The sequence below is a fragment of the Rhodococcus sp. NCIMB 12038 genome (assembly GCF_002165735.1).
Classification (GTDB): Bacteria; Actinomycetota; Actinomycetes; order Mycobacteriales; family Mycobacteriaceae; genus Rhodococcus_F.
Window position 1 is genome coordinate 59,806 of record NZ_NHML01000004.1, and the last position, 21,632, is coordinate 81,437.

General features: G+C 68.4%; 23 protein-coding genes. 14 read left to right on the forward strand and 9 right to left on the reverse strand.

The genetic code is table 11. From position 1 onward, the window contains the following. Positions 1 to 16: 16 nt before the first annotated feature. Genes CA951_RS06430 through CA951_RS44055 form a run of 8 tightly spaced genes read left to right on the forward strand, consistent with a single transcriptional unit; the run spans position 17 to position 8,510 of the window. Positions 17 to 625, forward strand: a complete 609-nt coding sequence (locus CA951_RS06430) for a hypothetical protein (RefSeq protein ID WP_087556061.1) — start codon at positions 17 to 19, stop codon at positions 623 to 625. Beyond that, positions 622 to 2,361: a pyruvate, phosphate dikinase gene (locus CA951_RS06435; protein ID WP_087556062.1), complete on the forward strand. Its 1,740-nt coding sequence runs from the start codon at positions 622 to 624 to the stop codon at positions 2,359 to 2,361. Before CA951_RS06430 ends, CA951_RS06435 begins: the two co-directional genes overlap by 4 nt. Next, on the forward strand, positions 2,358 to 2,897 hold the full coding sequence (locus CA951_RS06440; RefSeq protein WP_087556063.1) for a biotin/lipoyl-containing protein: 540 nt from the start codon (positions 2,358 to 2,360) through the stop codon (positions 2,895 to 2,897). The genes CA951_RS06435 and CA951_RS06440 overlap by 4 nt, the downstream gene beginning before the upstream one ends. Beyond that, positions 2,890 to 4,299, forward strand: coding sequence for an acetyl/propionyl/methylcrotonyl-CoA carboxylase subunit alpha (locus CA951_RS06445; RefSeq protein WP_087556064.1), 1,410 nt, complete (start codon positions 2,890 to 2,892; stop codon positions 4,297 to 4,299). The genes CA951_RS06440 and CA951_RS06445 overlap by 8 nt, the downstream gene beginning before the upstream one ends. Next, positions 4,296 to 5,798, forward strand: coding sequence for a carboxyltransferase (locus CA951_RS06450; RefSeq protein WP_087556065.1), 1,503 nt, complete (start codon positions 4,296 to 4,298; stop codon positions 5,796 to 5,798). The genes CA951_RS06445 and CA951_RS06450 overlap by 4 nt, the downstream gene beginning before the upstream one ends. Beyond that, on the forward strand, positions 5,795 to 6,208 hold the full coding sequence (locus CA951_RS06455; protein ID WP_087556066.1) for a Zn-ribbon domain-containing OB-fold protein: 414 nt from the start codon (positions 5,795 to 5,797) through the stop codon (positions 6,206 to 6,208). The genes CA951_RS06450 and CA951_RS06455 overlap by 4 nt, the downstream gene beginning before the upstream one ends. After that, complete coding sequence (locus tag CA951_RS06460; protein ID WP_087556067.1) at positions 6,205 to 7,344, forward strand: thiolase family protein; 1,140 nt, start codon at positions 6,205 to 6,207, stop codon at positions 7,342 to 7,344. Before CA951_RS06455 ends, CA951_RS06460 begins: the two co-directional genes overlap by 4 nt. Further along, entirely contained in the window at positions 7,341 to 8,510 is a 1,170-nt protein-coding gene (locus CA951_RS44055; protein ID WP_256973376.1) for a tyrosine-protein phosphatase, read from the forward strand. The genes CA951_RS06460 and CA951_RS44055 overlap by 4 nt, the downstream gene beginning before the upstream one ends. A gap of 244 nt (positions 8,511 to 8,754) precedes the next feature. On the opposite strand, the gene CA951_RS06480 is transcribed toward CA951_RS44055, so the two are convergent. From CA951_RS06480 to CA951_RS06495, 4 genes are all read right to left on the reverse strand, one after another. Next, the gene (locus CA951_RS06480) at positions 8,755 to 9,249 is read right to left on the reverse strand and encodes a DinB family protein (RefSeq protein ID WP_087556068.1); all 495 of its coding nucleotides are present in this window, start codon (positions 9,247 to 9,249) and stop codon (positions 8,755 to 8,757) included. A gap of 13 nt (positions 9,250 to 9,262) precedes the next feature. Beyond that, a complete protein-coding gene (locus tag CA951_RS06485) occupies positions 9,263 to 9,826 on the reverse strand; it encodes a pyridoxamine 5'-phosphate oxidase family protein (RefSeq protein ID WP_087556069.1) in 564 nt (187 codons plus the stop codon). Positions 9,827 to 9,893: 67 nt separating this feature from the next. Continuing rightward, positions 9,894 to 10,895, reverse strand: a complete 1,002-nt coding sequence (locus CA951_RS06490; RefSeq protein WP_087556070.1) for a MerR family transcriptional regulator — start codon at positions 10,893 to 10,895, stop codon at positions 9,894 to 9,896. An 11-nt stretch (positions 10,896 to 10,906) separates the two neighbouring features. Further along, positions 10,907 to 11,575, reverse strand: a complete 669-nt coding sequence (locus tag CA951_RS06495) for a HEAT repeat domain-containing protein (RefSeq protein WP_087556071.1) — start codon at positions 11,573 to 11,575, stop codon at positions 10,907 to 10,909. A gap of 79 nt (positions 11,576 to 11,654) precedes the next feature. On the opposite strand from CA951_RS06495, the gene CA951_RS06500 reads away from it, so the two are divergent. Then, positions 11,655 to 12,170: a putative immunity protein gene (locus tag CA951_RS06500; protein ID WP_087556072.1), complete on the forward strand. Its 516-nt coding sequence runs from the start codon at positions 11,655 to 11,657 to the stop codon at positions 12,168 to 12,170. 9 nt (positions 12,171 to 12,179) lie between these two features. Here CA951_RS06500 and CA951_RS06505 read toward each other — a convergent pair whose 3' ends face one another. Both CA951_RS06505 and CA951_RS06510 read right to left on the reverse strand, forming a co-directional pair. Continuing rightward, entirely contained in the window at positions 12,180 to 12,782 is a 603-nt protein-coding gene (locus tag CA951_RS06505) for a hypothetical protein (protein ID WP_143543026.1), read from the reverse strand. Further along, positions 12,775 to 13,710 carry an alpha/beta hydrolase gene (locus tag CA951_RS06510; RefSeq protein ID WP_087556074.1) on the reverse strand — a complete coding sequence of 312 codons (936 nt, stop codon included), beginning with the start codon at positions 13,708 to 13,710 and terminating at the stop codon, positions 12,775 to 12,777. Before CA951_RS06510 ends, CA951_RS06505 begins: the two co-directional genes overlap by 8 nt. A gap of 49 nt (positions 13,711 to 13,759) precedes the next feature. Between CA951_RS06510 and pip the strand changes: the two genes are divergently transcribed. After that, positions 13,760 to 14,716: a prolyl aminopeptidase gene (gene pip, locus CA951_RS06515; protein WP_087556075.1), complete on the forward strand. Its 957-nt coding sequence runs from the start codon at positions 13,760 to 13,762 to the stop codon at positions 14,714 to 14,716. 38 nt (positions 14,717 to 14,754) lie between these two features. Next, positions 14,755 to 15,666, forward strand: a complete 912-nt coding sequence (locus CA951_RS06520; RefSeq protein WP_087556076.1) for an amidohydrolase — start codon at positions 14,755 to 14,757, stop codon at positions 15,664 to 15,666. 62 nt (positions 15,667 to 15,728) lie between these two features. On the opposite strand, the gene CA951_RS06525 is transcribed toward CA951_RS06520, so the two are convergent. Then, entirely contained in the window at positions 15,729 to 16,898 is a 1,170-nt protein-coding gene (locus tag CA951_RS06525; RefSeq protein ID WP_087556077.1) for a serine hydrolase, read from the reverse strand. A gap of 148 nt (positions 16,899 to 17,046) precedes the next feature. Here CA951_RS06525 and CA951_RS06530 point away from each other — a divergent pair, with 148 nt between their 5' ends. The 3 genes from CA951_RS06530 to CA951_RS06540 all read left to right on the forward strand — a co-directional run bounded on the left by CA951_RS06530 (position 17,047) and on the right by CA951_RS06540 (position 19,409). Then, on the forward strand, positions 17,047 to 17,382 hold the full coding sequence (locus tag CA951_RS06530; RefSeq protein WP_087556078.1) for a YciI family protein: 336 nt from the start codon (positions 17,047 to 17,049) through the stop codon (positions 17,380 to 17,382). Continuing rightward, positions 17,379 to 18,599: an RNA polymerase sigma factor gene (locus CA951_RS06535; RefSeq protein WP_087556079.1), complete on the forward strand. Its 1,221-nt coding sequence runs from the start codon at positions 17,379 to 17,381 to the stop codon at positions 18,597 to 18,599. The genes CA951_RS06530 and CA951_RS06535 overlap by 4 nt, the downstream gene beginning before the upstream one ends. A 93-nt stretch (positions 18,600 to 18,692) precedes the next feature. Beyond that, complete coding sequence (locus CA951_RS06540; protein WP_087556080.1) at positions 18,693 to 19,409, forward strand: DUF899 family protein; 717 nt, start codon at positions 18,693 to 18,695, stop codon at positions 19,407 to 19,409. A 21-nt stretch (positions 19,410 to 19,430) separates the two neighbouring features. Here the strand turns inward: CA951_RS06540 and CA951_RS06545 are convergent, their stop codons facing one another. After that, positions 19,431 to 20,660, reverse strand: a complete 1,230-nt coding sequence (locus CA951_RS06545; protein WP_087556081.1) for a cytochrome P450 — start codon at positions 20,658 to 20,660, stop codon at positions 19,431 to 19,433. A 74-nt stretch (positions 20,661 to 20,734) separates the two neighbouring features. Continuing rightward, a complete protein-coding gene (locus CA951_RS06550; protein WP_087556082.1) occupies positions 20,735 to 21,580 on the reverse strand; it encodes a DUF4097 family beta strand repeat-containing protein in 846 nt (281 codons plus the stop codon). Positions 21,581 to 21,632 lie beyond the last annotated feature (52 nt).

Genomic DNA, 21,632 nt, shown 5'->3' on the forward strand with positions numbered 1-21,632 from the left:
ACCGAAAGGACCAATCATGCTCGACCCCAACGAACTCACCGTTCACACCCTGACGCTGCGTCAGCTCGGATCCGCCGAACAGCTCGCCGAGATCAACGCCCTCCCGATCGCCGACGTCGAGGCGGCGCTGGAGAAGGCCGTCGCGGATGGCGCGGTGATGGCCGCACGCGGCAACTACATGATCACCCCGGCCGGCCGCGAGTTCCTCGACGAGGTGTACCTCCGCGCCTTCGCCGATCTGCGCGCGGACCCGGCCGTCACCGACGCGATGGATTCGTTCGAGACCGGCGTCAACAAGCAGCTCCTCAGCCTGACCACCGACTGGCAGACCATCGAGGTCGACGGTGCCCGCGTCAGCAACGATCACGCCGACGCCGATTACGACGCCAAGATCGTCGAGAAGCTCGGCCGCGTGCACGAGAAGACGCAGAAGGTCCTGCAGCCCCTGGCCCAGCAGGACCTGCTGGTCGATCGTTTCCTCGATCGGATCGGCGCGGCGCTGATCCGCGCCGAGGGCGGCGAGACCGACTACGTCAGCGGCGTCCGCGTCGACTCCGTCCACACCGTGTGGTTCCAGATGCACGAGCACATCCTCCGCCTCACCGGACGGGAGCGCCCCGAATGAGCACCGCAACGGGGTTTCGCTGGCTGGTCGTTCCCGACGAGAACGCCGCCGAGCCGAGCCGCGATCTGGTCGGCGGGAAGGCGTGGAGCCTGTGGCGGATGCGGTCCCTGGGCCTGCGGGTGCCACCGGCGTTCGTCGTCACCACCGCGGCCTGTGAGACCTACTTCACCGACGGCGGCCTGCCCGAGGGCCTGGCCGACGAACTGATCACCGGAATCCGGTTGCTGGAAAAGCAACTCGGCCGCACGTTCGGCGGCACCGAACGCCCGCTGCTGGTGTCGGTCCGCTCCGGCGCCGCGATCAGCATGCCCGGCATGATGGACACCATCCTCGACCTCGGCTGCAACGACGAGGTCGAGGCCGCCCTGGCCGCAGAAAGCGGCGACCGCGACTTCGCCGCCGAGGTGCATCGCCGCTTCACCGGCTTCTACGGCCGCCTCGTCCTCGGCTGCACCGAGGAACTCGAAGACCTGCCCGACACCGCGTCGGTCCGGGCCGCAATCGCCTCCGACACCGGTGACGTCGTGCCGGCCGACCCCTGGGAGCAGCTCCGCGCCGCGGTGGCCGCGGTGTTCGCATCGAGCCGATCCCGGCGAGCCCTCGCCTACCGCAAGCACTACGGCATCCCGGACGATCTCGGCACCGCGGTCACCGTGCAGGCAATGGTGTTCGGCAACCTCGACGACGACTCCGGCACCGGGGTGCTGTTCACCCGTAACCCGGTCGACGGTTCCCGCGAACCCTACGGCGAATATCTGCAGCGCGGGCAGGGCGAGGACGTCGTGTCCGGCCGGATCACCCCGAAACCCCTGACCGACCTGGAAGAGCGCTGGCCGACCGTGCACGCCGAATTGCTCGAAGCCGCCGAGCAACTCGACCGTGAGGGTCGCGACGCGCAGGACATCGAGTTCACCGTGCAGAGCGGCGAGCTGTTCCTGCTGCAGTCCCGCCCGGCGAAGCGCACCGCCCGCGCCGCAGTACGGATCGCCGTCGAACTCGTCGACGAGGGTGTTCTCGAACCGGGGGAGGCCCTGTCCCGGGTCACCGCGGAGCAGATCCGCACCCTCCTGCGCCCGGAGATCGCACCCGGTGCCGCCGACACCGCGGAGGTACTGGTGACCGGGGTGGCCGCAAGCCCCGGCGTCGCCACCGGTGTTGTCGTGGATACTCCGGAAGCGGCACAGGCGAACCCGGGATGCATCCTGGTCCGCAAATCGACCAGCCCGGACGACGTCCACGGCATGATCGCGGCCGCCGCGGTGGTCACCGAGCAGGGCGGCGCAACCTCACACGCCGCCGTCGTCAGCCGAGCCCTCGACACTCCCTGCGTCGTCGGCTGCGGCACCGACACCGTCGCGAGCCTGGTCGGCCGCACCGTCACCGTCGACGCGACCACCGGCCACGTCTACGCCGGCGCACTGCCGACCTCGGCGATCGACGAGAGCGACGACGAGGACCTGCGCCGCCTCACCCGGTGGGCCGAGAGCGCCACCTCGTTGCGGGTGGGTCCCGACGTCGCCGTCGCCCCGATCTTCGACGCGGAAACGCTTGCCGCCGAGGACCTCGGTGAGCAATTGCCCGACATCCCGCCCGGCACCAAAACCGTACGCGGCGCGGTGTTCTGCGCCCCCGACGGCGTGCGCGCCGCACTGGACGCCGGAGTCGACGCGATCGTCACCGCACACCGGTTGCCGGTGCTGCTCGCCGCCATCGCACACCAAAGGAGAACCTCATGACCACGCCGGAACGGGTGACCCATCGCGAGGTGCGGGAGATCCTGCGCACCTTCCAGGACTCCGGATGGGCCGCCATGACCCTCGAACTCGACGGCATGCGTATCACCGTCGGCAAGGACGGCCCCCCGGCCACAGCGGGCCACTCGGCGGCCCCGGCCCCAGTGCCGGCCTTGGCTCCGGTCCCGGTGTCCGCGCCTGCTGCCGCCCCCGCTACCGCCGTGCCTCCTGCCGCGAGTCCCGCGAGCACCCCTGCCACACCCGCACCGGCCGCAGTTGTGGACACCACCGGCTGCGTCGAGGTTCGATCCCAGACCGTCGGCGCCTTCTGGGTGGCCCCGGGCCCCGGCGAACCGCCGTTCGTGCAGGTCGGGCAGACCGTCGAGGCAGGGCAGCAGATCGCCATCGTCGAGGTCATGAAGCTGATGAACCCGGTGGTCACCCCGCGCGGCGGGGAGATCGTGCAGATCTGCGCCACCAACGCGGATCTGGTCGAATTCGACCAGCCGCTGTTCCTGATCAGGCCGACCGATGGCTAGCCCGTCGACCCTGACCACCGAGTCGCCGCGCCGCACCACGCTGCGGCGGGTCCTGATCGCCAACCGCGGGGAAATCGCGGTCCGCGTGATCAAGGCCTGCCGGGCCCTCGGCATCGAAACGGTCGCGGTGACCTCGACCGTCGATCGCGACGGACTCGCCGCCCGGATGGCCGACCGCGCCGTCTGCATCGGCCCCGCCCCCGCAGCGCAGAGCTACCTGGCGATCCCCGCGGTGCTCAGCGCCGCGCTCGGCACCGGGTGCGACGCCGTGCACCCCGGCTACGGGTTCCTGTCGGAGAACCCGGAATTCGCCGCCGCCTGCGTCGCCGAGGGCCTCACCTTCGTCGGACCGCGGCCGGAAGCGGTTGCCGAGGCCGGCGACAAGGCCCGCGCCCGTGAACTCGCCCGCTCGGCCGGCATCCCCGTACTGTCGGGATCGCCGGTGATCGACTCGACCGAGGCCGCGGTCGCCGCGGCCGCCGAGCTGGGCTATCCCGTGCTGGTCAAGGCCGCCGCCGGCGGCGGTGGGCGGGGAATGTCGGTGGTCGAGAACGAGTCCGAGCTGCGCGCCCGCTGGTCGTTGGCCGCGGCGGAGGCCCAGTCGGCGTTCGGCGACGGACGACTGTACGTCGAGAGGTTCATCCGCAACGCCCGCCACATCGAGGTCCAGGTGCTCGGGGACAAGCACGGCTCCGTCATCCACCTCGGCGAACGCGACTGCACCCTGCAGCGGCGCCACCAGAAGGTCGTGGAGGAATCGCCGGCACCCAACCTCCCCGAGAAGATTCGTCAGGACATCCGACGCAGCGGGGTTGTGTTCGCCGAGGCGCTCGGGCTCGACAGCGCCGGAACCGTCGAATTCATCTACGACGCAGACTCCCACGAGTTCGCGTTCCTCGAGTTCAACGCCCGAATCCAGGTCGAACACCCCGTAACCGAGATGGTCACCGGCGTGGACCTCGTCGCCGAACAGCTGCGCTCGGCGGCCGGCGAACCGCTCCGGTTCACCCAGGACGACATCGACCTGACCGGGCACGCCATCGAGGTCCGCATCACCACCGAGAATCCGGCCCGCGGCTTCACCCCCAACCCGGGCACGGTGCAGACCTGGGATCCCCCGGAGGGCGAGGGCATTCGCGTCGACAGCCACTGCGAAACCGGTTACGTCGTCACCCCCTACTACGACTCCCTGCTCGCCAAGATCGTGGCGCACGGGACCGACCGTGACGTCGCAGCGGACCGGATGGTCGCCGCCCTGGGCCGGCTGGGGGTGACCGGAGTTCCCACCACCGCGGATTTCGCCCGGGTAGCGCTGGACCATCCGGACTTCCGGGCCGGAACCGTCACCACCGATTGGATCGCCTCTCGGGGCCTCCCCGACTACTTGGAGAAGATCTCATGAGTTACCTCGACTGCGCCCCGCGTAACGCCGACGGCAGCAAGCGCAAGATCGACATCGTCGATCAGACGCTGCGCGACGGTCCCCAAAGTTGGTGGGGCATGCGGCTGCGCAAGGACATGGGTCTGCCCATGGCGTCCGAGCTGGACCGCACCGGCTTCCACACCATCGACCTCGTCGGAAGCTCACTCTTCGAGGTGCTCGCGCGGCACTGCAAGGAAGACCCGTGGGAGCAGCTGATCTCGCTGTCGAAGTCGATGCCGGAGACGACGGTCCGCGCCGGAACCCGCAGCAACGGCATCGTCACCTTCGGTCTCACCGCCGACAGCGTCATGGACCTGTGGGTGCAACGACTGATCGCCCACGGCATCGGCGCCTTCTGGATCTACGACGGACTGTTCAACATCGACAAGATCGGCCGCCTGGTCAAAACCGTGCAGGCCGAGGGCGCGAAGGCACTGCCCTGCATCCTCTTCGCGGATACGCCGTACCACACCGACGAGTACTACGCCGCCCGCACACGGGAGCTGGTCGGTCTCGGCGCGGACGGCATCGAACTCGAAGACGCCGCCGGACTACTGACTCCCGAACGCACCCGTTCCCTCGTCGCTGCCATCAAGGGCGCGGCCGGAAACCTGCCGGTGGAGATCCACTTCCACAGCAACAACGCCCTCGCGCCACTGAACTACCTCGAAGGCATCCTCGCCGGCGCAGATCGTGTCCACACGGCAAGCCGTCCCCTCGCCGCCGGGGTGTCGCTGCCCTCGACCGAGAACACGGTCGCAAACCTGCGCTACGCCGGATTCGACGTCGACCTCGACGAGTCCCGCTTCGCCGCAGTCGAACAGCACCTGCTGCGCGTCGCGGAATACGAGGACCTGCCGGTCGGCCAGCCGGCAGAGTACTCCCTGTTCCAGTACCGGCACCAGCTTCCCGGCGGCATGGCGGGCACCTTCAAGGCGCAGCTGCGTGACCGCGGCATGGAGGATCGCTTCGAGGAGGTCCTCGACGAGATGTCCCGGGTGCGAGAAGAACTCGGATACCCCGTCATGGCCACCCCGTTTTCCCAGCTGGTCGGCACCCAGGCGGTGCTGAACGTGGTGTCCGGGTCGCGGTACTCGGTGGTACCGGACGAGGTGATGATCTACGCGAACGGCTTCTACGGCACACCGGTTGCGCCGATGGACCCGAACGTGCTCGACACCATCCTGAGCTCACCCAAGGCCAAGAGTTACCAGAACTGGGAGCCCCCGCAGCCGAGCCTGGACGAACTGCGCAAGAAGTTCGGTGGATCGATCAGCGACGACGAACTGCTCCTGCGTCTGCTCGTTCCGGAGAGCGATATCAATGTCATGCGCGCGACCCCACAACGCAACCGCGACTTCGCCCCGACCAGCAAGCAGATGAAATACATCAGGGACCTGGTCGAGACCTCGGTGGGCGCCTACCTGCATATCGAGGCGGACGACTTCTCGCTGACACTGGAAGGCGATCACCGGTGAGCGAATTGGGCGTGGGGCGGCCGACCAAGCGCCGTGCCGGCTCCGCCGTCGGGGGACTGCCGGTCGCCGACTCGCGGCCGATTCTCGACGGTGATGCCGTGCTCGGCTCCCGGTGCACGGTGTGCCGGTACCCGACCGCGCAACAGGACCTGCCCTGGTGCCCGGTGTGTTACGCCGCCACCGAACCGGCCCGCTTCGCCCGCACGGGCAGCGCCTGGTCGTCGACCGTCGTCAAGATCCCCGTGGGCACCCGCCGGCCGCCCTTCGGGCTGGCGTACGTCGACCTCGACGACGGCCCCCGGGTACTCGTTCACCTCGACGAACCCGCGGTACTCGAACTCGGTACCCGCCTCGAGATCACCGGAACAGACGACGGCGACCTCGTCGCCACCACGGAGGTGCAGCGATGAACCAGGCCATGTTGTGGGGCGTCGGAACCTCGTCCTACGGCCGATTCCCCGACCAACGAGTCGAGTCACTCGCCTGGACAGCGGTCGCCGAAGCAGTCCAGGATGCCGGCATCCGGCCCGATGCGATCGACGCGATCATCGTCGGGTCGGTGTTCGGCCCGCCCGGGGTGGCCACCCGCATCCAACGCGGACTCGGTATTCCGTCCGTGCCCATGTGGACCGTCGAGAACGCTTGCGCCAGCGGCACCGCCGCTTATCACGAAGCGGTCGAGGCCGTGCGGCACGGCCGATTCAAGTGCGTACTGGTACTCGGAGTCGACCAGATGTCCACCCTGTTCTCCGGGGCCATCGTGCCGGAGGCGACCGATCCGGAAGGCGCTGCATCGCTGCCGTTGCCGGGACTCTATGCTCTGCAGGCGCAACGTTACGTCGGCGAATTCGGTGTCACCCCGGAACAGCTCGCGGCCATCGCCGTCAAGAACAAGACCAACGGGATGGACAACCCTCGCGCCCAACTGCGGGACACGGTGCCCACGATCCAGGAGGTGCTCGACTCCCGGATGATCGCCGAACCGTTGACCTTCCTGCAATGCTGCCCGACCAGCGACGGGGCCGGCGCCGCCATCGTCGGTGGCGACCGCGGCAACCGCAACGACCTGCGGATCGAAGCCTCCGCGATGGTCTCCGGTGCCCTGTGGGACCAGCGCAGCGAGGACGTCTGGGGCTTCGCCAGCGTCGCCCGCGCCGCCGAGAAGGCATTCGACCAGGCCGGCCGCACCCCGCAGGAGATCGACGTGCTCGAGGTACACGACGCCTTCACCATCGGTGAAATCATCACCCTCGAGGCGCTCGGCATCGCACCCCGCGGCAAGGGCGCCGAACTCGCCCCCTCCGGCCACACCACCCGCGATGGTGCGCAACCGGTCAACCCGAGCGGAGGACTGCTCTCACGCGGACATCCTCTCGGCGCAACCGGAATGGCGCAACTCGCCGAAATCGCCTGGCAACTGCGCGGACAGGCAGGACCGCGGCAGGTCGCCCGGCACCGTGTCGGGCTGGTCGAGACGATGGGTGGCGGAGCGGCCGGAATGGACGGCAACGCCTGCGTGGTCACCATCCTGTCCACCCAGTCATGACCGCGAGCTACGGAGGGCTTCTCGGGTTCCGGGACGTCGGCGGACTGCGAACCCGGGACGGTGGGCGCGTCCGGACCGGGGTGCTCTTCCGCAGCGGGACACCGCAGTTCTTGGACGAGCAGTCGGCGCGGGCACTGATCGCAGACACCGGGATCCGGGCGACCATCGATCTGCGGTTGCCTCACGAGGTCGCGGTGGAGGGGCGGGGACCTCTCGACGAGTTGGGGGTTCGCCACTTCCCCCACCCGTTCAGCATCGGCGACCGCGTGGCCGAGGACTCGGCGGTTGCCCCGATGGACGGTGACGATCCGCTGGTCACCCGCTACCTGAAGTACCTGGCCGAGGATGCCGCCGGGGTCGTCTCCCCGACCATACGGCTTCTCGAACCCGCCGTGCTCCCGGTCTTGGTGCACTGCATCGTCGGCAAGGACCGGACCGGAGTGGCGGTCGCGCTGCTCCTCGACGCCATCGGGGTGCTCCGCGAGGACATCGCCGCCGATTACGCCGCCGCCCCCGACGACGTCGCCGCATCCATGCGGCGACTGCGGCAGATGGCGTCGTACGGATCTGCAGCCGACCTCTACCCACCGGAGGCATGGACGGCGCCGGCGGATGCGATAAAACGGTTCCTCGGCGACGTCGACCAGCAGTACGGCGGAACCCTCAACCTGCTCCAGGGCAACGGCATAGGGCCGGACGAGATCCGCCGACTGACCGAACTGCTCATCACCTACGACGACGCAACGAAGAAGGAGTACCGCATGCGAGTAACTGAAACCTGCGTCATCCGGACAACACCCGATGCCGTGTGGAAGGTCGGCGGCGACACCGCGAATGTCGCGGACTGGATTCCCGCGCTGGAGAAGTCCCACCAGCACGGTGACCTGCGGTACGCGACCTTCGCCAACGGCGGAGGCGAGGCGACGGAGCGAATCGTCCACCACGACGATCCGCAGCGAAGCTACACCTACGAGTACGTCTCTGGGCCCCTCCCTCTGTCGTTCTATTCCTCCACCTTCACCGTCAACGACCATCCCGAGGGCGCCGAAGTCGTGTGGAGTGCCGAGTTCGCATCCACGTCCCCCGAGAGTGAACCTGAACTCGCAGAGGCGATCACAGACATTTACCGTTCCGCGTTGGTTGAATTAGCCAACCGCACACAGTAATTGGGTTCGACCCCTGCTCAGTGGTTCTGGTTGAAGAACGGGATCAGGGCGTCGAGGGCGATCTTGACGGGCTCGGGCTGGTCGTACAGGTCGTAGTGTGAGAAGCCTTCGGCCACGACGAGTTGTTTCTTTTCGGAGCGGGCGCGGCGGTAGATCTCGAGGCCGTCGCGGTAGGAGCCGAAGGCGCCGGGCTTGCTGTCAGCACTTCCCTCCCGTCAGCGCGACTCGACGGCCCGCGGGCAGGTCACGGAGTGCGGTCGGCGAGGATCTGCTCGCGCAGGATGTCGGCGTGCCCGGCATGTTGCGCGAGTTCACGCAGTACCTGCAGATACAGCGCCCACACGGTGCGCTCGCCCCGGCCGTCGACGACGTCGTCGAGCGCCAGAGGAGACATCGTCTGCCGGGAGAGGGCACAGCGTTCGGCGTGCGCGTCCAGCACGGATGCGATGGTGTCGGCTCGGGTGAGGGTGAACGACCGGTCCGGGGTGCTCGCGATGCCCATCTCCCGGTACGAGCGGCCGGTCACCGCCTGGTCGAACCAGACGCCCTCGACGTAGGTGACGTGCTTGACCAATCCGAGCAGCGTCGTCTTCGACGGCACCAGATGCCGGCGCGCCTGCTCCTCGTCCAGGCCGTTCAGCGCGCTGCGCAGCGCGGTCCGGTATCCGTCGAGTAATTCGTCCAGCCGGCCACGGAGATCGGCGGTCCACTCGTCGCGCTGCGGTTCCGGCGATCCCATGCAGGCATCGCAATCACACGGACCGGTCTGTGTGATCGATCGGGGGTCGTGAATTCGACTGCGCAGCAAGCTGAGCGAAATCGGCGGCGTAAACCGTCATCCAGTGCGGATGCAGCCGGTAGTAGACCACGTCGTTGTCCCAGTCGAAGGCGTCTTCGCCGTAGAAGTCCTTGAAGTAGGCGAGCAGGTCCGGCCAGTCCGCGGCCGGCTCCCCGTCTTGCGGGTTGAGGATCTCCACCGCGCCGTGCGTGAATACGCCCAGGTCCTCACCGCGCATGTGCGCGGCACTGGCGACGGGCCGGGCGGCGAGGTGCCGGGCCTTGGCCGCGCCGCGCGCCGTGCCGAAGTGCCACTTCCCGTGCAGGAAGTGCCCGTCCACACCGCTGATCCGGGGTTCACCCGTGGCCGTGACGGTGGACAGCGCGAGCGTGCACATGCTGGTGACGACCTGGGTGAGGTGCTCCGCGGTCAATGTTCTGTCGGTGTCGATGATCGACCGGAGATGTGCGGTCGAGCGGGACAGCGAGGCGTCGAGGAGTCGCTGGAGTTCATTGAGTTCTTCGGGTGTTTCGAGCATGGGAGTCCTTGTCTGTCGATTCGTGGAACCATGCTCGCACCGAGACCCTGACATCGTGTGTCAGGAATTATCCGCGGTCCTGCGCGTGGATGATCGCCGCCGCGGTGGACGCGATCGTCCGGTCGTCGTCGTGGGTCAGCCGGGTGAGTGCCCTCCGTGCCGCGGTGCCGGGAATCTCGGCGAGGGCCTGCGTGATCCGCAACCGCGTGGGCGCGTCGTCGACGGTGTCGAGCGTGTCCTGCATGGCCCCGACGATGTGGTCGGCGGAGGGAGAGAGCGTCGTCAGCAGACCCAGCACCTCGGCGGCCTCGACGTCGAGCCGCCCCGTGACGACCATCTGGAGGAGGACGGGTATCGACTCGCTGTTTCCGCGAGCGCCGAGCGCGAGGGCCGCGTACCCGCGGACCGTGGCGTCCGAGTCGTCGAGGGCCCGTCTCAGATGCACGACGGCTTCCTCGGTGTGGATGGCCGCTATCGCGGTAGTGGCCCGACGCCGGACGTCGACCTCCTCCGCGTCCAGGCCGTTGGCGAGTTCCGCGAGTCCCCGACCGGCGATCCTCGCCAACGACCACTGCAGCGCCCCGGCCACATTGAGGTCGTCCTCCGTCAGGGCGGCCTCGACCAACGCCTCGACGGGCAGCGACGCCTTCCCGTTCGCGGACAGGATCGCCTGCTGACGCCGCGCCGCGGACTCCGATTCGAGCGCCCGCAACAGGGTGACGAGGTTCAGGACATCGTCCCACTCCGCGGGGGAGGCAGCGTCGACGCTTTCGAGCCTGCCGAGCAGTTCCTCCTCGGCGGCGATCCGCCGGCGGGTGTGCCGAATGAGGTCTCCCACCAGATCGGCCGGTGCGAAATCGGGCTCGTCCAGGGCGCGCTTGGCCTCGTTCAACGACAGCCCCAACGTCCTCAGGCTCTCGACGTGGAAGAGCCGTCGGATGTCATCGGCGGAGTACTCGCGGTAGCCACCCGACGTGCGGCCGGTGGGCTCGACCAGACCCAACCGGTCGTAGTGGCGCAACATCCGCGTGCTGACACCGCACCGCCGCGAGACCTCGCCGATCAACATCCCATCTCCTCCTACTGCGTGTCGGGGCCGGCGACCGCGACGCGCTTCGCCATCTCGAGTGAGAGGGCGAATCCGCTGTCGGGGTCGTGGCAGAGCTGCCGCGTCGCATCGGCATGCGCGCGAATGTGCGGATCGGGACTCCTCTCAGCTGCGTCGAGGACCGGCAGGGCGCCGTCCCCGAGTCCGACGAAGGCACGGCTCAGACTGAGGTGCATCTGATGGTCGCCGCGTCCGAGTTCGGTCACCAATTCGCCCGCGAGCGCAGCCTCGTCGCCGGGCGGCACGAGGACCACGGCCGCCCGCCACGCGCTGCGCGCGACCTCGTCGTGCCGGTCGTGCAGCAGCGCCGACACCGCGGGCCACGCGAGCCGATCCCCGATCTTGGACAGGGTGTGCAGCGACTGGCTACGGGCCTGCGCGGATCCGGATCGGAGTTCGTGGATCAGTCTCGGCACCGTGACGTCGGCAGGCAGCCGGCACAGTGCCCAGGTCAGCATGTCGCGGACGTAGAAGTCCGGTTCGACGGCACACCGGTCGACGAGAGCGTCCGCGAAGCGCGGATCGGGGTGCGTGCCCGCAGCGAGCGCCGCCCGCAGCCGGGCGGACGGATCGGCCGCGGCCAGAGCGTCGACGAGGTGAGCATTCGGCCCACCGTGGTTGGTTGTATTCACGACAACCACCTCCTTCGCCGACCATTCGAGTCCTTGTCACTGTGTCAGGGTCAAGGCCGGGTGGATGCGCGTCATGGAAAATCTAGCCATGATCCTCCCGAAGGTCCGAGACCCGCGTTTTGTGACGATCCGCCGCGGTGGCACCCTCACCGACGCGGATCACCAGCTTCTGGCGCTGTGGGCGGCGTCGTGCGCGGAGCACGTGCTGAACCTGTTCGAGTCGGTTCGGCCCGACGACGCACGGCCGCGTGATGCGATCGAGAACGCCCGCGCGTGGGTGCGTGGGGAGGTCAAGATGATGGAGGCTCGCGCCGCCGGTGGCCATGCCATGGGCGCGGCCCGAGACCTGCGTGGAGCAGCCCGGCACGCCGCCTACGCTGCGGGGCAGGCCGGGGCGGTCGCGCACGTCGCGGCGCACGAACTCGGTGCCGCCGCCTATGCGATCAAAGCCGCACGTGCTGCCGCGCCCGCGGGTGAGGCAGAGGCAGCCGGACGACGTGAGTGCCGGTGGCAGCGTGACCAACTCCCCGAGGCGATTCGCGAACTCGTCCTCGACGACCAGCGGCTGCGGAACGACATCTGCTGGTCGGTGTTCGACTGCTGAGCGCGTCGGCTACCGCACGTCACCCGTTCGGACGCGGCGCCCCCGTCCGAGCACCCAGCCGGCGTAACCGATGAACACGACCCCGGCTCCGGCACCGGCCGCCGCGCTCGGCGCCACGGCGCCGGCAAGCCCGAGACACGCAGCGGCCACCGCGACGACCGCCGCGACGACACCGGTCAGAGCAAGGCCCCGGGCATGGAACACCTTGCCCAGCGGAACGAAGTGGACACCGACGACGAACAGCGTCCATGCCGCGTCGTAGGCCTGATGCCCGCCCGCGGCGAGGAGGAGGTTTCCGCCCACGATCAGCACCACCTCCACTGCCACCGTGAGCCAGTAGCGGCGGCGGACCCGCGGGTCAGCCATCGGAGAGCCGGGCGTCGTCAGTCGGCGCACCAGTAGCGCCACCAGCGCGACCAGGAGCAGCGCCGAGACCACCGACCCGGCGATCAGGTAGGGGACCCACGGTGCCGGCGGATCCTCCTGCGCCCAGCCGAACCAGGCGATCCCCGCGACCGCCAGCACCGCGGCGCCGATCACCTCGCCGCGATCCCAGAGCGCCGCCGTCGGCACTATCGGAACAGAAGTTTCGGACAACTGATGCTCACTCATGCCGATCACCTCCAGCACTCGGGTGTAGATGACCGTTGAGCCACCTCTGCATGTCGTCATGGGCCGCTCGCGCCATCGGGGTCGGGTGGCCGGTGAATCCGTGGGGTGCGTCCGGGTAGATACGGAGATCGACGTCGACACCCGAGGCGGACAGTCGCGCGGCCATGGCCAGGTTGTCCTGGAGCAGGATGTCCTTGTTGCCGACGACCATCAGGACCGGAGGCAGGTCGGTGAGGTCGGCATAGATCGGGGAGAGGTCGGGATGAGTGCGGTCCGACGTCGCGCCCGCGTAGGCGTCGAGGAAGTACTCGTCGGCGATCAGGCGTCCGGCCGGTGTCTGCGCACTGAGGTCGTACGTTCCGAACTGCAGGACGGCGGAATCAATGGTGGATATCCCCCGTTCGCGCAGCCGTAGCAGCGTGGTCGTCGCGAGCGTTGCACCGGCCGAGAAGCCGCCGATGGAGATTTTCGACGTTCCGAAGCGGTCCGCGGCGTGCTCGAGGAGCCACAGCGCCGCGGTTTCGCAGTCGTCGGGTGCGGCCGGCCACGGGTGTTCGGGAGCGAGCCGGTAGTCCACGCCGACGACCGCAATGCCGAGCGCGTCCGCGAGCCGTCGGTTGCGGACGTCGCTGCCGGCGGCCGACCCCATATAGAAGCCGCCGCCGTGAATCTCCAGGTAGACACCTGTCGCTGCCCGGCCGACGGGGGCGTGAATACGCAGCGGGACTCGACGACCACCGGCGACGACGACCTCCTCGACGGCCGGCGGTTGCGACGGGGCGGGGGCCGGGGCGTCGGCGCGGAACGCGCGAAGTTCCTCCCGGCTACTCGGACCCCGACCGGCGACGCGCGTCGCGTAGAACGCCCGCGACGCGTCGACGAGAGACAGCAGGCGCGGGTCGATCAGATCTGTCAGTCCGAGTTCCATCGAGACTCACAGTACGGACAGTAGGCCGGCGCCGTGGCAGGGTGAGTCGGTGGGCGACGCACTGTATCCGGCGGTAGAGCCGTACGAGTCCGGACTCCTCGACGTCTCCGACGGTCACCACGTGTACTGGGAGACCGTCGGGACCCCGACCGGGGTCCCCGTGGTGTACCTGCACGGCGGACCGGGCTCGGGTAGTACCGCCGGAGCGCGACGTTATTTCGACCCGACCGCCTTCCGCGCGGTGCTGTTCGACCAGCGCGGGTGTGGTCGCAGCACGCCGCTGGCAGACGGCCCCGATTACGACCTGGGGTCGAACACGACCGGGCACCTGGTCGACGACATCGAGAGCCTGCGTGACCATCTCGGGATCGAGCGGTGGATCGTCACCGGCGTCTCGTGGGGCGTCAACCTGGGATTGGTGTACGCACAGAAGTACCCGGAACGGGTGATCGCGGCGGTGTTCGGTGCGATCACCACGGGTTCCCACAGGGAGATCGAGTGGATCACCCGTGCCATGGGGCGCGTGTTCCCGCAGCAGTGGGAACAGTTCGTCGCGGTGGTGCCGCAGACCGAGCGGGCGGGGAACATCCCGGCCGTCTACGCACGCCTGCTGGCCGACCCGGATCCGGAGGTGCGCCGAAAGGCGGCGGTGGCGTGGTGTGCGTGGGAGGACACGCATGTTTCGCTGATGCCGGGGTGGCAGCCGAACCCGCGTTACGACGATCCCGCATTCCGGAGCGTGTTCGCGCGGTTGGTGACGCACTACTGGTCACACGACTGCTTCCTCGCCCCGAACGAGATCCTCGACGGGATGGGCGCCCTCGCCGGCATCCCGGCGATCCTGGTGCACGGACGTTACGACGTGTCCGGCCCGTTGGACACCGCGTGGGAGATCGCGCAGGCCTGGCCGGGCAGCAAGTTGGTCGTGCTCGACGACGCCGGGCACGGCGGAGAAGGATTCGCCGCCGCACTGACGGCCGCCGTGGACAGATTCAACGCGAGTTGAGCTCAGCCAAGTCTCGGCCGCTCGGGGCGAAGTGAAATATGCTGTGTGAGGTGGACATCGTCGATGCTCATCATCATTTCATCGATCTGCCCGATCTCGCGTACCCGTGGATCGACAGTCGCCCACTCGCGCTGACCGCCTTGCTGCCGAATTACTATGACGCGGCGCGCCGATACGTACCGCACGACTATCGGGCACAGGTCGACGGGATACCCGTCACGGCCTCGGTCGCGTGTGAGTTCGGCGCAGCGGATGGTGTCGCGGAGGCCATCTGGGTTCAGCAGTGTGCCGATCGCGTCGGTGTTCCGAACGCCTTCATCGCGGCTGTGCAGCTCGATTCACCTGATCTGGCAAGTGTTCTCGCGCGATACCGGGATCTGCCGGTGGTCCAGGCGGTGCGTCAGCCGCTGTACTGGGCGGCCGACCCCGTCAAGCGTCTGGGTGCGCGCGGCGACTACCTGTCGGACCCGGAGTGGCTGCGCGGGTTCGAGAAGGTCGCCGAGGCGGGACTGGTGTGGGAGTTGCTCGTGTACGACGAGCAGCTACCCGACGCGCACGAACTCATTGCGGCGTTTCCCGACACGACCTTCGTGTTGGAGGCGGTCGGCTGGCCCGTCGACCTCACTGCCGAGGGCTACTCCCGTTGGAAAGAACGCCTCGGTGCGGTGAGTCAATTTCCGAACGTCGTCCTCAAGTTTCAGGGAATCGCCCTCATCTTCGGAACCTCCCTGGACGCGATCGGTCGCTGGGTGCGGACGGCAGTAGGGATCTTCGGTGCCGGACGATGCATGTTCGCCTCGCATTACCCGATCGACCATCTGCTGTGGGACAGCGAAACCATGGTGTCCACGATGCAGGCAGCCCTCGGCGACCTGCCGTCGGCGGAACAGGCGCTCTTCTTCGGCGAAACCGCGCGGCGGGTGTACCGCCTCCCGGCGGCCGGGAGTTGATGTTCGACCGGGCCGGTGGACGATGGCAACCGTGGTCGTTCCGTTGACGACACCCGCGGAGGTCAGACGTTCGGGGGCCGGTCGGGGACGAGGAGAGCACCGATGTCTTTACCGATCGGGACGGCGTTGTTGTTGTCGGAGTTGGCTTTCGGTCCGAGGGTGCAGTAGACGACGATCGTCGTGTCGGTCTTCGTGTCGTAGAAGGCGACGCCGTTGTAGCCGCCGAAGGCCGGGTTCATGTAGAGCCAGTCGTCGATGTGGACGACCCCGAACGCGAAGTACTTCTGCGCCGTCATGGGTCCGAGGCCTGCGGTGCTGGGGGCCATCATCTCCTTGAACTGCTCCTCGGAGAGCAGCTTGCCCGCGGCGAGCGCACGCACCCACACGGAGACGTCGGCGAGGGTGGAGTTCATGTTGCCGCTGTTGAGGAAGGCGGTGGGGTTCCAGAACGTGGAGTCCTCGAAGACGCCGCGTTCATTCGTGTAGCCGTGCAGCGTCGGCTCCGTCATCTGGGGTGTGAGTACGACGTCGCTGGCGTTCATGCCGAGCGGGTCCAGGATGCGCTGCTGGATGAGGTCGTGGAGGGTCGTGCCGGTGGCCTTCTCGAGGACCACGCCGAGCAGGCACAGGTCGCTGTGGGTGTAAGCCCAATTGGTGCCGGGCTCGAACAGCGGCGGCCGCGAGTTGGCGAGGTCGAAGATCTGCTGCGCGGTGAAGCCCGCCATCGGATTGGCGTAGAACTGCTTGAGGAATTCGGGGTCGGTGACGTAGTCCGAGATGCCGGTGGTGCTGTTGGCGAGCATCCGCGGGGTGATCTTGTCGGCGCGCGGGAAGTCGGGGACCCATTCGGCGATGGGCTTGTCGAGGGGGACGACGCCGTCCTTGTCGAGTTGCAGCAGCACCGTCGACAGCATCGGTTCCATCGGCTGGCCCACCCGCAACTGCATGTCGGGTGTCGCGGGAACGCCGATGGGGGATCCGCCCAGCGCGCCGACGGTGACCTGCTCGTCGCCGCGCCACACCCCGAACACGGCGGACGACAGGTCGAGTTCGGTCATCTTGCCCTGGACGATCTGTTCGATCTTCGCGACGTCGGCGGATTCCGGGGCTGTCGACTCCGTCCCACCGCCGCTGGTGTCATCCGAACCGCACGAGAGGGTGGCGAATCCGATGGCGACGGCGAGGGCGGCGGATGCACCGCGGCGCATCCACCGGCGAGTCGGCTTACTCATAACGGACGATCCCTTCGACGAGCGGGAATCTTGCGGGAGCAGCGATACGTGAATCTACCGTCGCCGACGCCGCGCGGGGAGCAAACGGGCGGGTGTGCCCCGTCGGATCCGGTGACCGTCCGGCCACTGCTCGGGCAAGATCGGAGGTATGAAGTACGTCCTGCTGATCTGCGACGACGAGTCGGTATCGCCGACGAACGAGGAGCTCGAGGCAGACCCCGTGCATCAGGCGTGGTGGGCCGACGTGCAGCGGCGCGGCGGTCTGCTCGTCGGCCAGCGGTTGCGGCCGGTGGTGGACGCCACGACGGTCCGGGTCCGCGACGGTGAGACTCTGGTGTCGGATGGGCCGTTCGCCGAGACCAAGGACTTCGTCGGTGGATTCGTGATCGTCGACTGCGAGAACCTGGACGAGGCGATCGAGATCGCGGCCGGCCATCCCTACGCGCGGTGGGGCGGCGTCGAGATCCGCCCTGTGTGGGAATGACGGAGTCCGAGAACCGAGTCCGTGCGGCCGTCGATGCGGCGTTCCGGGATGAGTGGGGTCAGGTGGTTGCGACGCTGATCGGGATGACGGGGGACTGGGATCTGGCCGAGGACTGCGCGCAGGACGCGTTCGCCTACGCGTTGACGAGCTGGGAACGCGACGGCATTCCGCGGCGCCCCGGTGCGTGGCTCACCACGACGGCCCGCAACCGCGCGATCGATCGGCTGCGCCGCGACGCCGCGGGTGCGGGCAAGGTGCGCCAGCTCGCGGTCCTGGCCCGCGACCCGGACGAGGTGCCGCACGACGAGATTCCTGACGAGCGGCTGCGGCTGATCTTCACCTGCTGTCATCCGGCGCTGCCGTTCCCGGCCCGGGTCGCGCTCACCCTGCGGACGTTGGCAGGTTTGAGCACCGCCGAGATCGCTCGGGCCTTCCTGACTGCCGAGTCCACGATGGCGCAGCGTCTCGTCCGCGCGAAGCGGAAGATCCGGGAGGCCGGGATCCCGTACCGGGTGCCGCCCGTCGAACTGCTGCCGCAGCGGCTGACCTCCGTCCTGGCGGTGCTCTACCTGATCTTCAACCAGGGCTATGACGAGGAGAACGGGGAACGGGCCCTGGCCGCCGAGGCGATCCGCCTGGCCCGGCTCCTGGTCCGGCTGATGCCCGGGGAACCCGAACCGCGCGGCCTGCTCGCGCTGATGCTGCTGCACGAGTCACGGCGCGCGACCCGCACCGACGCCGGTGTGCTGGTCAACCTCGAGAACCAGGACCGGTCTCGGTGGGACCGGACGCTGATCGCCGAAGGAGTGGCAACGCTCGACCAGGCGCTGGCGGCGCGACGTACCGGTGCCTACCAGGTGCAGGCTGCCATCGCCGCCTGCCACGTCACCGCGCCCGACGCGGCGAGCACGGACTGGCCGCAGATCGCGGCCCTGTACACCGAGTTGGCGCGGCTGGCGCCGTCCCCGGTCGTGGATCTCAACCACGCCGTCGCGGTCGCGATGGCCGACGGCATCCCGGCCGGCCTGGCCCTGGTCGACGAGATCGAGGCGTCCGGCCGGCTCGACCACTATCACCTGCTGCCCGCGACCCGCGCCGACCTGCTCCGACGGGACGGCCGGGCCGCCGAGGCCAGGGCGGCGTACGAGCAGGCCCTGCAGCTGGCGCCGACCGACGCCGAGCGTCGCTACCTGACCGGCCGTCTACGCGAGGTCTGAGAAATCTCGAGATTTTCTCGCGATTGTTGTCGATCCCGGACGGCATCCTTCGTCGGTTGGTTGAAAGCCCACCTGGATGAAAAGGAGACTGTCGTGAACACCGAAGCGACCCCACCGGCACCGTCCGTCGTCGACCACGCGACCTACCAGGCCGAATTGGACGCGTTGCGGGTGCGGGAGAAGGCGCACACGCACGAAGGCGACGCGATCGCGGCGGCCCGCCGGCGACTGCCGATGGTCGAGGTCGACCCCAGCATCACCCTCGTCGGCGCCGACGGGCCGGTCCCGCTGCTGGACGTGTTCGAGGGCCGCGGTCAGTTGATCGCGTATTTCCATATGTGGCACACCGACGAGCCCGTGGCCGAACAATGCGAGGGATGTACGTTCTTCAACGGGCAGGTGCGGGAGCTGTCGTACCTGCACTCCCGCGACGTCACGTATGCGACGCTGTGCCAGGGTCCGTACGACGTGAGCGTCGGCTACCGCGACTTCATGGCCTGGGACGTGCCCTGGTACTCCGCGCAGGACGCCGCGGATGCTCTGCTCGGCGACCGCCAACGGTCCCCGGCGCCGCTGATCTGCTATCTGCGACAAGACGACCGGGTGTTCGAGACGTTCTGGACCAGTGGCCGTGGCCTGGAACCGATGGCCCCGACGTACGGGCTTCTCGACATGACCACGTACGGCCGGCAGGAGTCGTGGGAGGACTCGCCCGCCGGGTGGCCGCAGCGGTGGCAGCGTCGCACGCGGGACATCATGCGCACCGACGGTCGGCCCACCGCGCAGTGGTCGAGAGTGCTTCGCTCGTGAGTACTTATTAACCGCCCGACGTTAATAAGTACTCACGGGCCGAAGGCACACCGGAAGCGAGTGCACGCCATAGATGTTCATGTCGGACTTGAGTTTCACCTCGCTTGCCGGGACGGCGAGCTCGAGATTCGGGAAGCGGCGCAGCAGTCCCTCGAAGCCGGCGCGCATCTCGAGGCGGGCCAGTTGCTGGCCCAGGCACAGGTGGACGCCGTGGCCGAAGGACAGGTGACCGCGGGCCTTGCGATGGATGTCCAGGGTGTCGGGGTCGTCGAAACGCAAGGGGTCGCGGTTGGCGGCCAGCAGGGAGACGACGACGGTCGATCCCTGCCCGATCGTCTCGCCGCCGAGTTCGATGTCCTCCGTGGCGTAGCGGTAGAAGATGTCGGCGACGGCCAGGTAGCGCATGAGTTCCTCGACGGCATCGGGCATCAGCTCCGGGTCGGCGCGGAGTTCGGCCAGCTGCTCGGGATGCTCCAGGAGCGCGAAGGCGCCCAGCGCGAGCATGTTGGCGGTCGTCTCGTGGCCCGCGAGCAGCAACAGGAACGCGACGCCGATCAGTTCCCCGACGGTGAGGTCGTCGTCGCGGGCCAGGTCGGACAGGATGTCCTCGCCGGGCGCCGCGCGTTTGAGCGCGACCAGTTCGGCCAGGTACCCGGTCAGTGCGCCGTACGCGGCCATCTTCTCGTCGAACGCCTGGTCCTTGATCAGGAACTTGGCCGTGTTGACCTGGAACGTCTCCCGGTCCGCGTAGGGAACGCCGAGCAGTTCGCAGATCACCAGTGAGGGCACCGGCAGCGCGAACTCCTTGACCATGTCTACCGGCTGGGTCAGGCGCGACATCTCGTCCAGTTGCCGCTCGACGACGTCGACGATGTGCTCCTCGAGTTGCTTCATGCGTCGCACGGTGAAGGCGCCGGTGAGCTTGCGCCGCAACCGGGTGTGGTCCGGCGCGTCCATCGCGATGAACAGTCCCGGCACCTGCGGGGACGGCTCGGTGGCGGCGGGCATGCCGGGCGTCTCGTACGGCACGTGGAGAATGCCGATGTCCGAGCGGGAGCTGAACCGGGTGTCGGCCAGAAGCCGGCGGACCGCGTCGTAGCCCGTGACGAGCCAGCCCTCGTGACCGTCGGGGAAGATCAGCGGACTGACGGGTCGAGCGTCGCGCAGCCGGGTGATTGCGCTGGGCGGGTCGAACGGCCCTGCATCGCGATCCATGGGGAGGCCGTGCGGGACGGGAACGGTTCGGCTCATCGGATGTCCTTCTCGTGCCGGGTGAGTTTGCTTGACAGTCATGGGTTCTCCTGTTCGACAGGCTCGGAAGTGGATCAGGAACGGCGGATCGTGATGCCGCCGAACGAGGTGTGCGCATGCACCTCGGCGGTCCTGTCGGAGGCCGCCGGCCGGGTGACGTCGTCCAGGGCGTTGTGCACCCGCCCGAACTTGGACTTCACGTCCAGCCGTGCGGCGGTGCCCTCGGCGATGCCGATCTCCAGGTCGCCCATCCCCGTCCCGACCTCCACCGAACCGTGGGCCACCTCGGCGATGCGAATGTTGCCGTTGGCCGTCTTCGCCTCGACGCTCGCGCCTGCCCGGTCGACGGAGATGGCGCCGTTCGCCGAGCGCACCCGGACGTCCCCGGTGACCGCGGCGATCGTGGTGTCGCCGTTGGAGTTCTTCACGACCACGGAGCCCGCGGTCTCGCCGATGCGGATCTTCCCGGAGCCGGTTCGGATCTCGGCGTTGCCCGCGACGCCGTCCGCGCTGACGTCGCCGGCGGCGGTGTTCACGCGCAGGGAACCGGTCCGCTCGAGCCGCACGTTGCCAGCGGAGGTCTTGAACGTGCATTCCCCGAGCCGGCCCGTGCCGCTGAGGTTTCCCACCTGCAACGCACCGGATACCCTTGAACCGCTGGGCAATTCGATGGACACGTTCACCGACCTGGTCTTGCGGGAGAAGTCGAAGGCGCGCGCCTTCGGTCCCGTGACCTGAAGAACGCCGTCCGCGTAGTCGATGCGGACCTGCTGGGTGGCCTGAACGTCCGACTCGTCGGATTCGTCGCTCGGATGCACGTCGACGACGGTGTCGGTCCGGTCGCTCGCGGTGATCCACACATTGCCGACGCCGAGGCCGAGCGTGACGGAAATCGGTTCGGGTGTCTCGAATTTGGGCATGGTTGTCCCCTTCATCGAGGGTGGGTGGCACGTCCCGCAGGCCGGGGACGTG

Excerpts from the sequence above, each read along its gene's own strand:
- CA951_RS06430 (WP_087556061.1), top strand. The coding sequence starts at position 17 with ATGCTCGACCCCAACGAACTCACCGTTCACACCCTGACGCTGCGTCAG.
- CA951_RS06435 (WP_087556062.1), top strand. The coding sequence starts at position 622 with ATGAGCACCGCAACGGGGTTTCGCTGGCTGGTCGTTCCCGACGAGAAC.
- CA951_RS06440 (WP_087556063.1), top strand. The coding sequence starts at position 2,358 with ATGACCACGCCGGAACGGGTGACCCATCGCGAGGTGCGGGAGATCCTG.
- CA951_RS06445 (WP_087556064.1), top strand. The coding sequence starts at position 2,890 with ATGGCTAGCCCGTCGACCCTGACCACCGAGTCGCCGCGCCGCACCACG.
- CA951_RS06450 (WP_087556065.1), top strand. The coding sequence starts at position 4,296 with ATGAGTTACCTCGACTGCGCCCCGCGTAACGCCGACGGCAGCAAGCGC.
- CA951_RS06460 (WP_087556067.1), top strand. The coding sequence starts at position 6,205 with ATGAACCAGGCCATGTTGTGGGGCGTCGGAACCTCGTCCTACGGCCGA.
- CA951_RS44055 (WP_256973376.1), top strand. The coding sequence starts at position 7,341 with ATGACCGCGAGCTACGGAGGGCTTCTCGGGTTCCGGGACGTCGGCGGA.
- CA951_RS06480 (WP_087556068.1), bottom strand. The coding sequence starts at position 9,249 with ATGGGATCGCCGGAACCGCAGCGCGACGAGTGGACCGCCGATCTCCGT.
- CA951_RS06485 (WP_087556069.1), bottom strand. The coding sequence starts at position 9,826 with ATGCTCGAAACACCCGAAGAACTCAATGAACTCCAGCGACTCCTCGAC.
- CA951_RS06490 (WP_087556070.1), bottom strand. The coding sequence starts at position 10,895 with ATGTTGATCGGCGAGGTCTCGCGGCGGTGCGGTGTCAGCACGCGGATG.
- CA951_RS06500 (WP_087556072.1), top strand. The coding sequence starts at position 11,655 with ATGATCCTCCCGAAGGTCCGAGACCCGCGTTTTGTGACGATCCGCCGC.
- CA951_RS06505 (WP_143543026.1), bottom strand. The coding sequence starts at position 12,782 with ATGAGTGAGCATCAGTTGTCCGAAACTTCTGTTCCGATAGTGCCGACG.
- CA951_RS06510 (WP_087556074.1), bottom strand. The coding sequence starts at position 13,710 with ATGGAACTCGGACTGACAGATCTGATCGACCCGCGCCTGCTGTCTCTC.
- CA951_RS06520 (WP_087556076.1), top strand. The coding sequence starts at position 14,755 with ATGCTGTGTGAGGTGGACATCGTCGATGCTCATCATCATTTCATCGAT.
- CA951_RS06525 (WP_087556077.1), bottom strand. The coding sequence starts at position 16,898 with ATGAGTAAGCCGACTCGCCGGTGGATGCGCCGCGGTGCATCCGCCGCC.
- CA951_RS06530 (WP_087556078.1), top strand. The coding sequence starts at position 17,047 with ATGAAGTACGTCCTGCTGATCTGCGACGACGAGTCGGTATCGCCGACG.
- CA951_RS06535 (WP_087556079.1), top strand. The coding sequence starts at position 17,379 with ATGACGGAGTCCGAGAACCGAGTCCGTGCGGCCGTCGATGCGGCGTTC.
- CA951_RS06545 (WP_087556081.1), bottom strand. The coding sequence starts at position 20,660 with ATGAGCCGAACCGTTCCCGTCCCGCACGGCCTCCCCATGGATCGCGAT.
- CA951_RS06550 (WP_087556082.1), bottom strand. The coding sequence starts at position 21,580 with ATGCCCAAATTCGAGACACCCGAACCGATTTCCGTCACGCTCGGCCTC.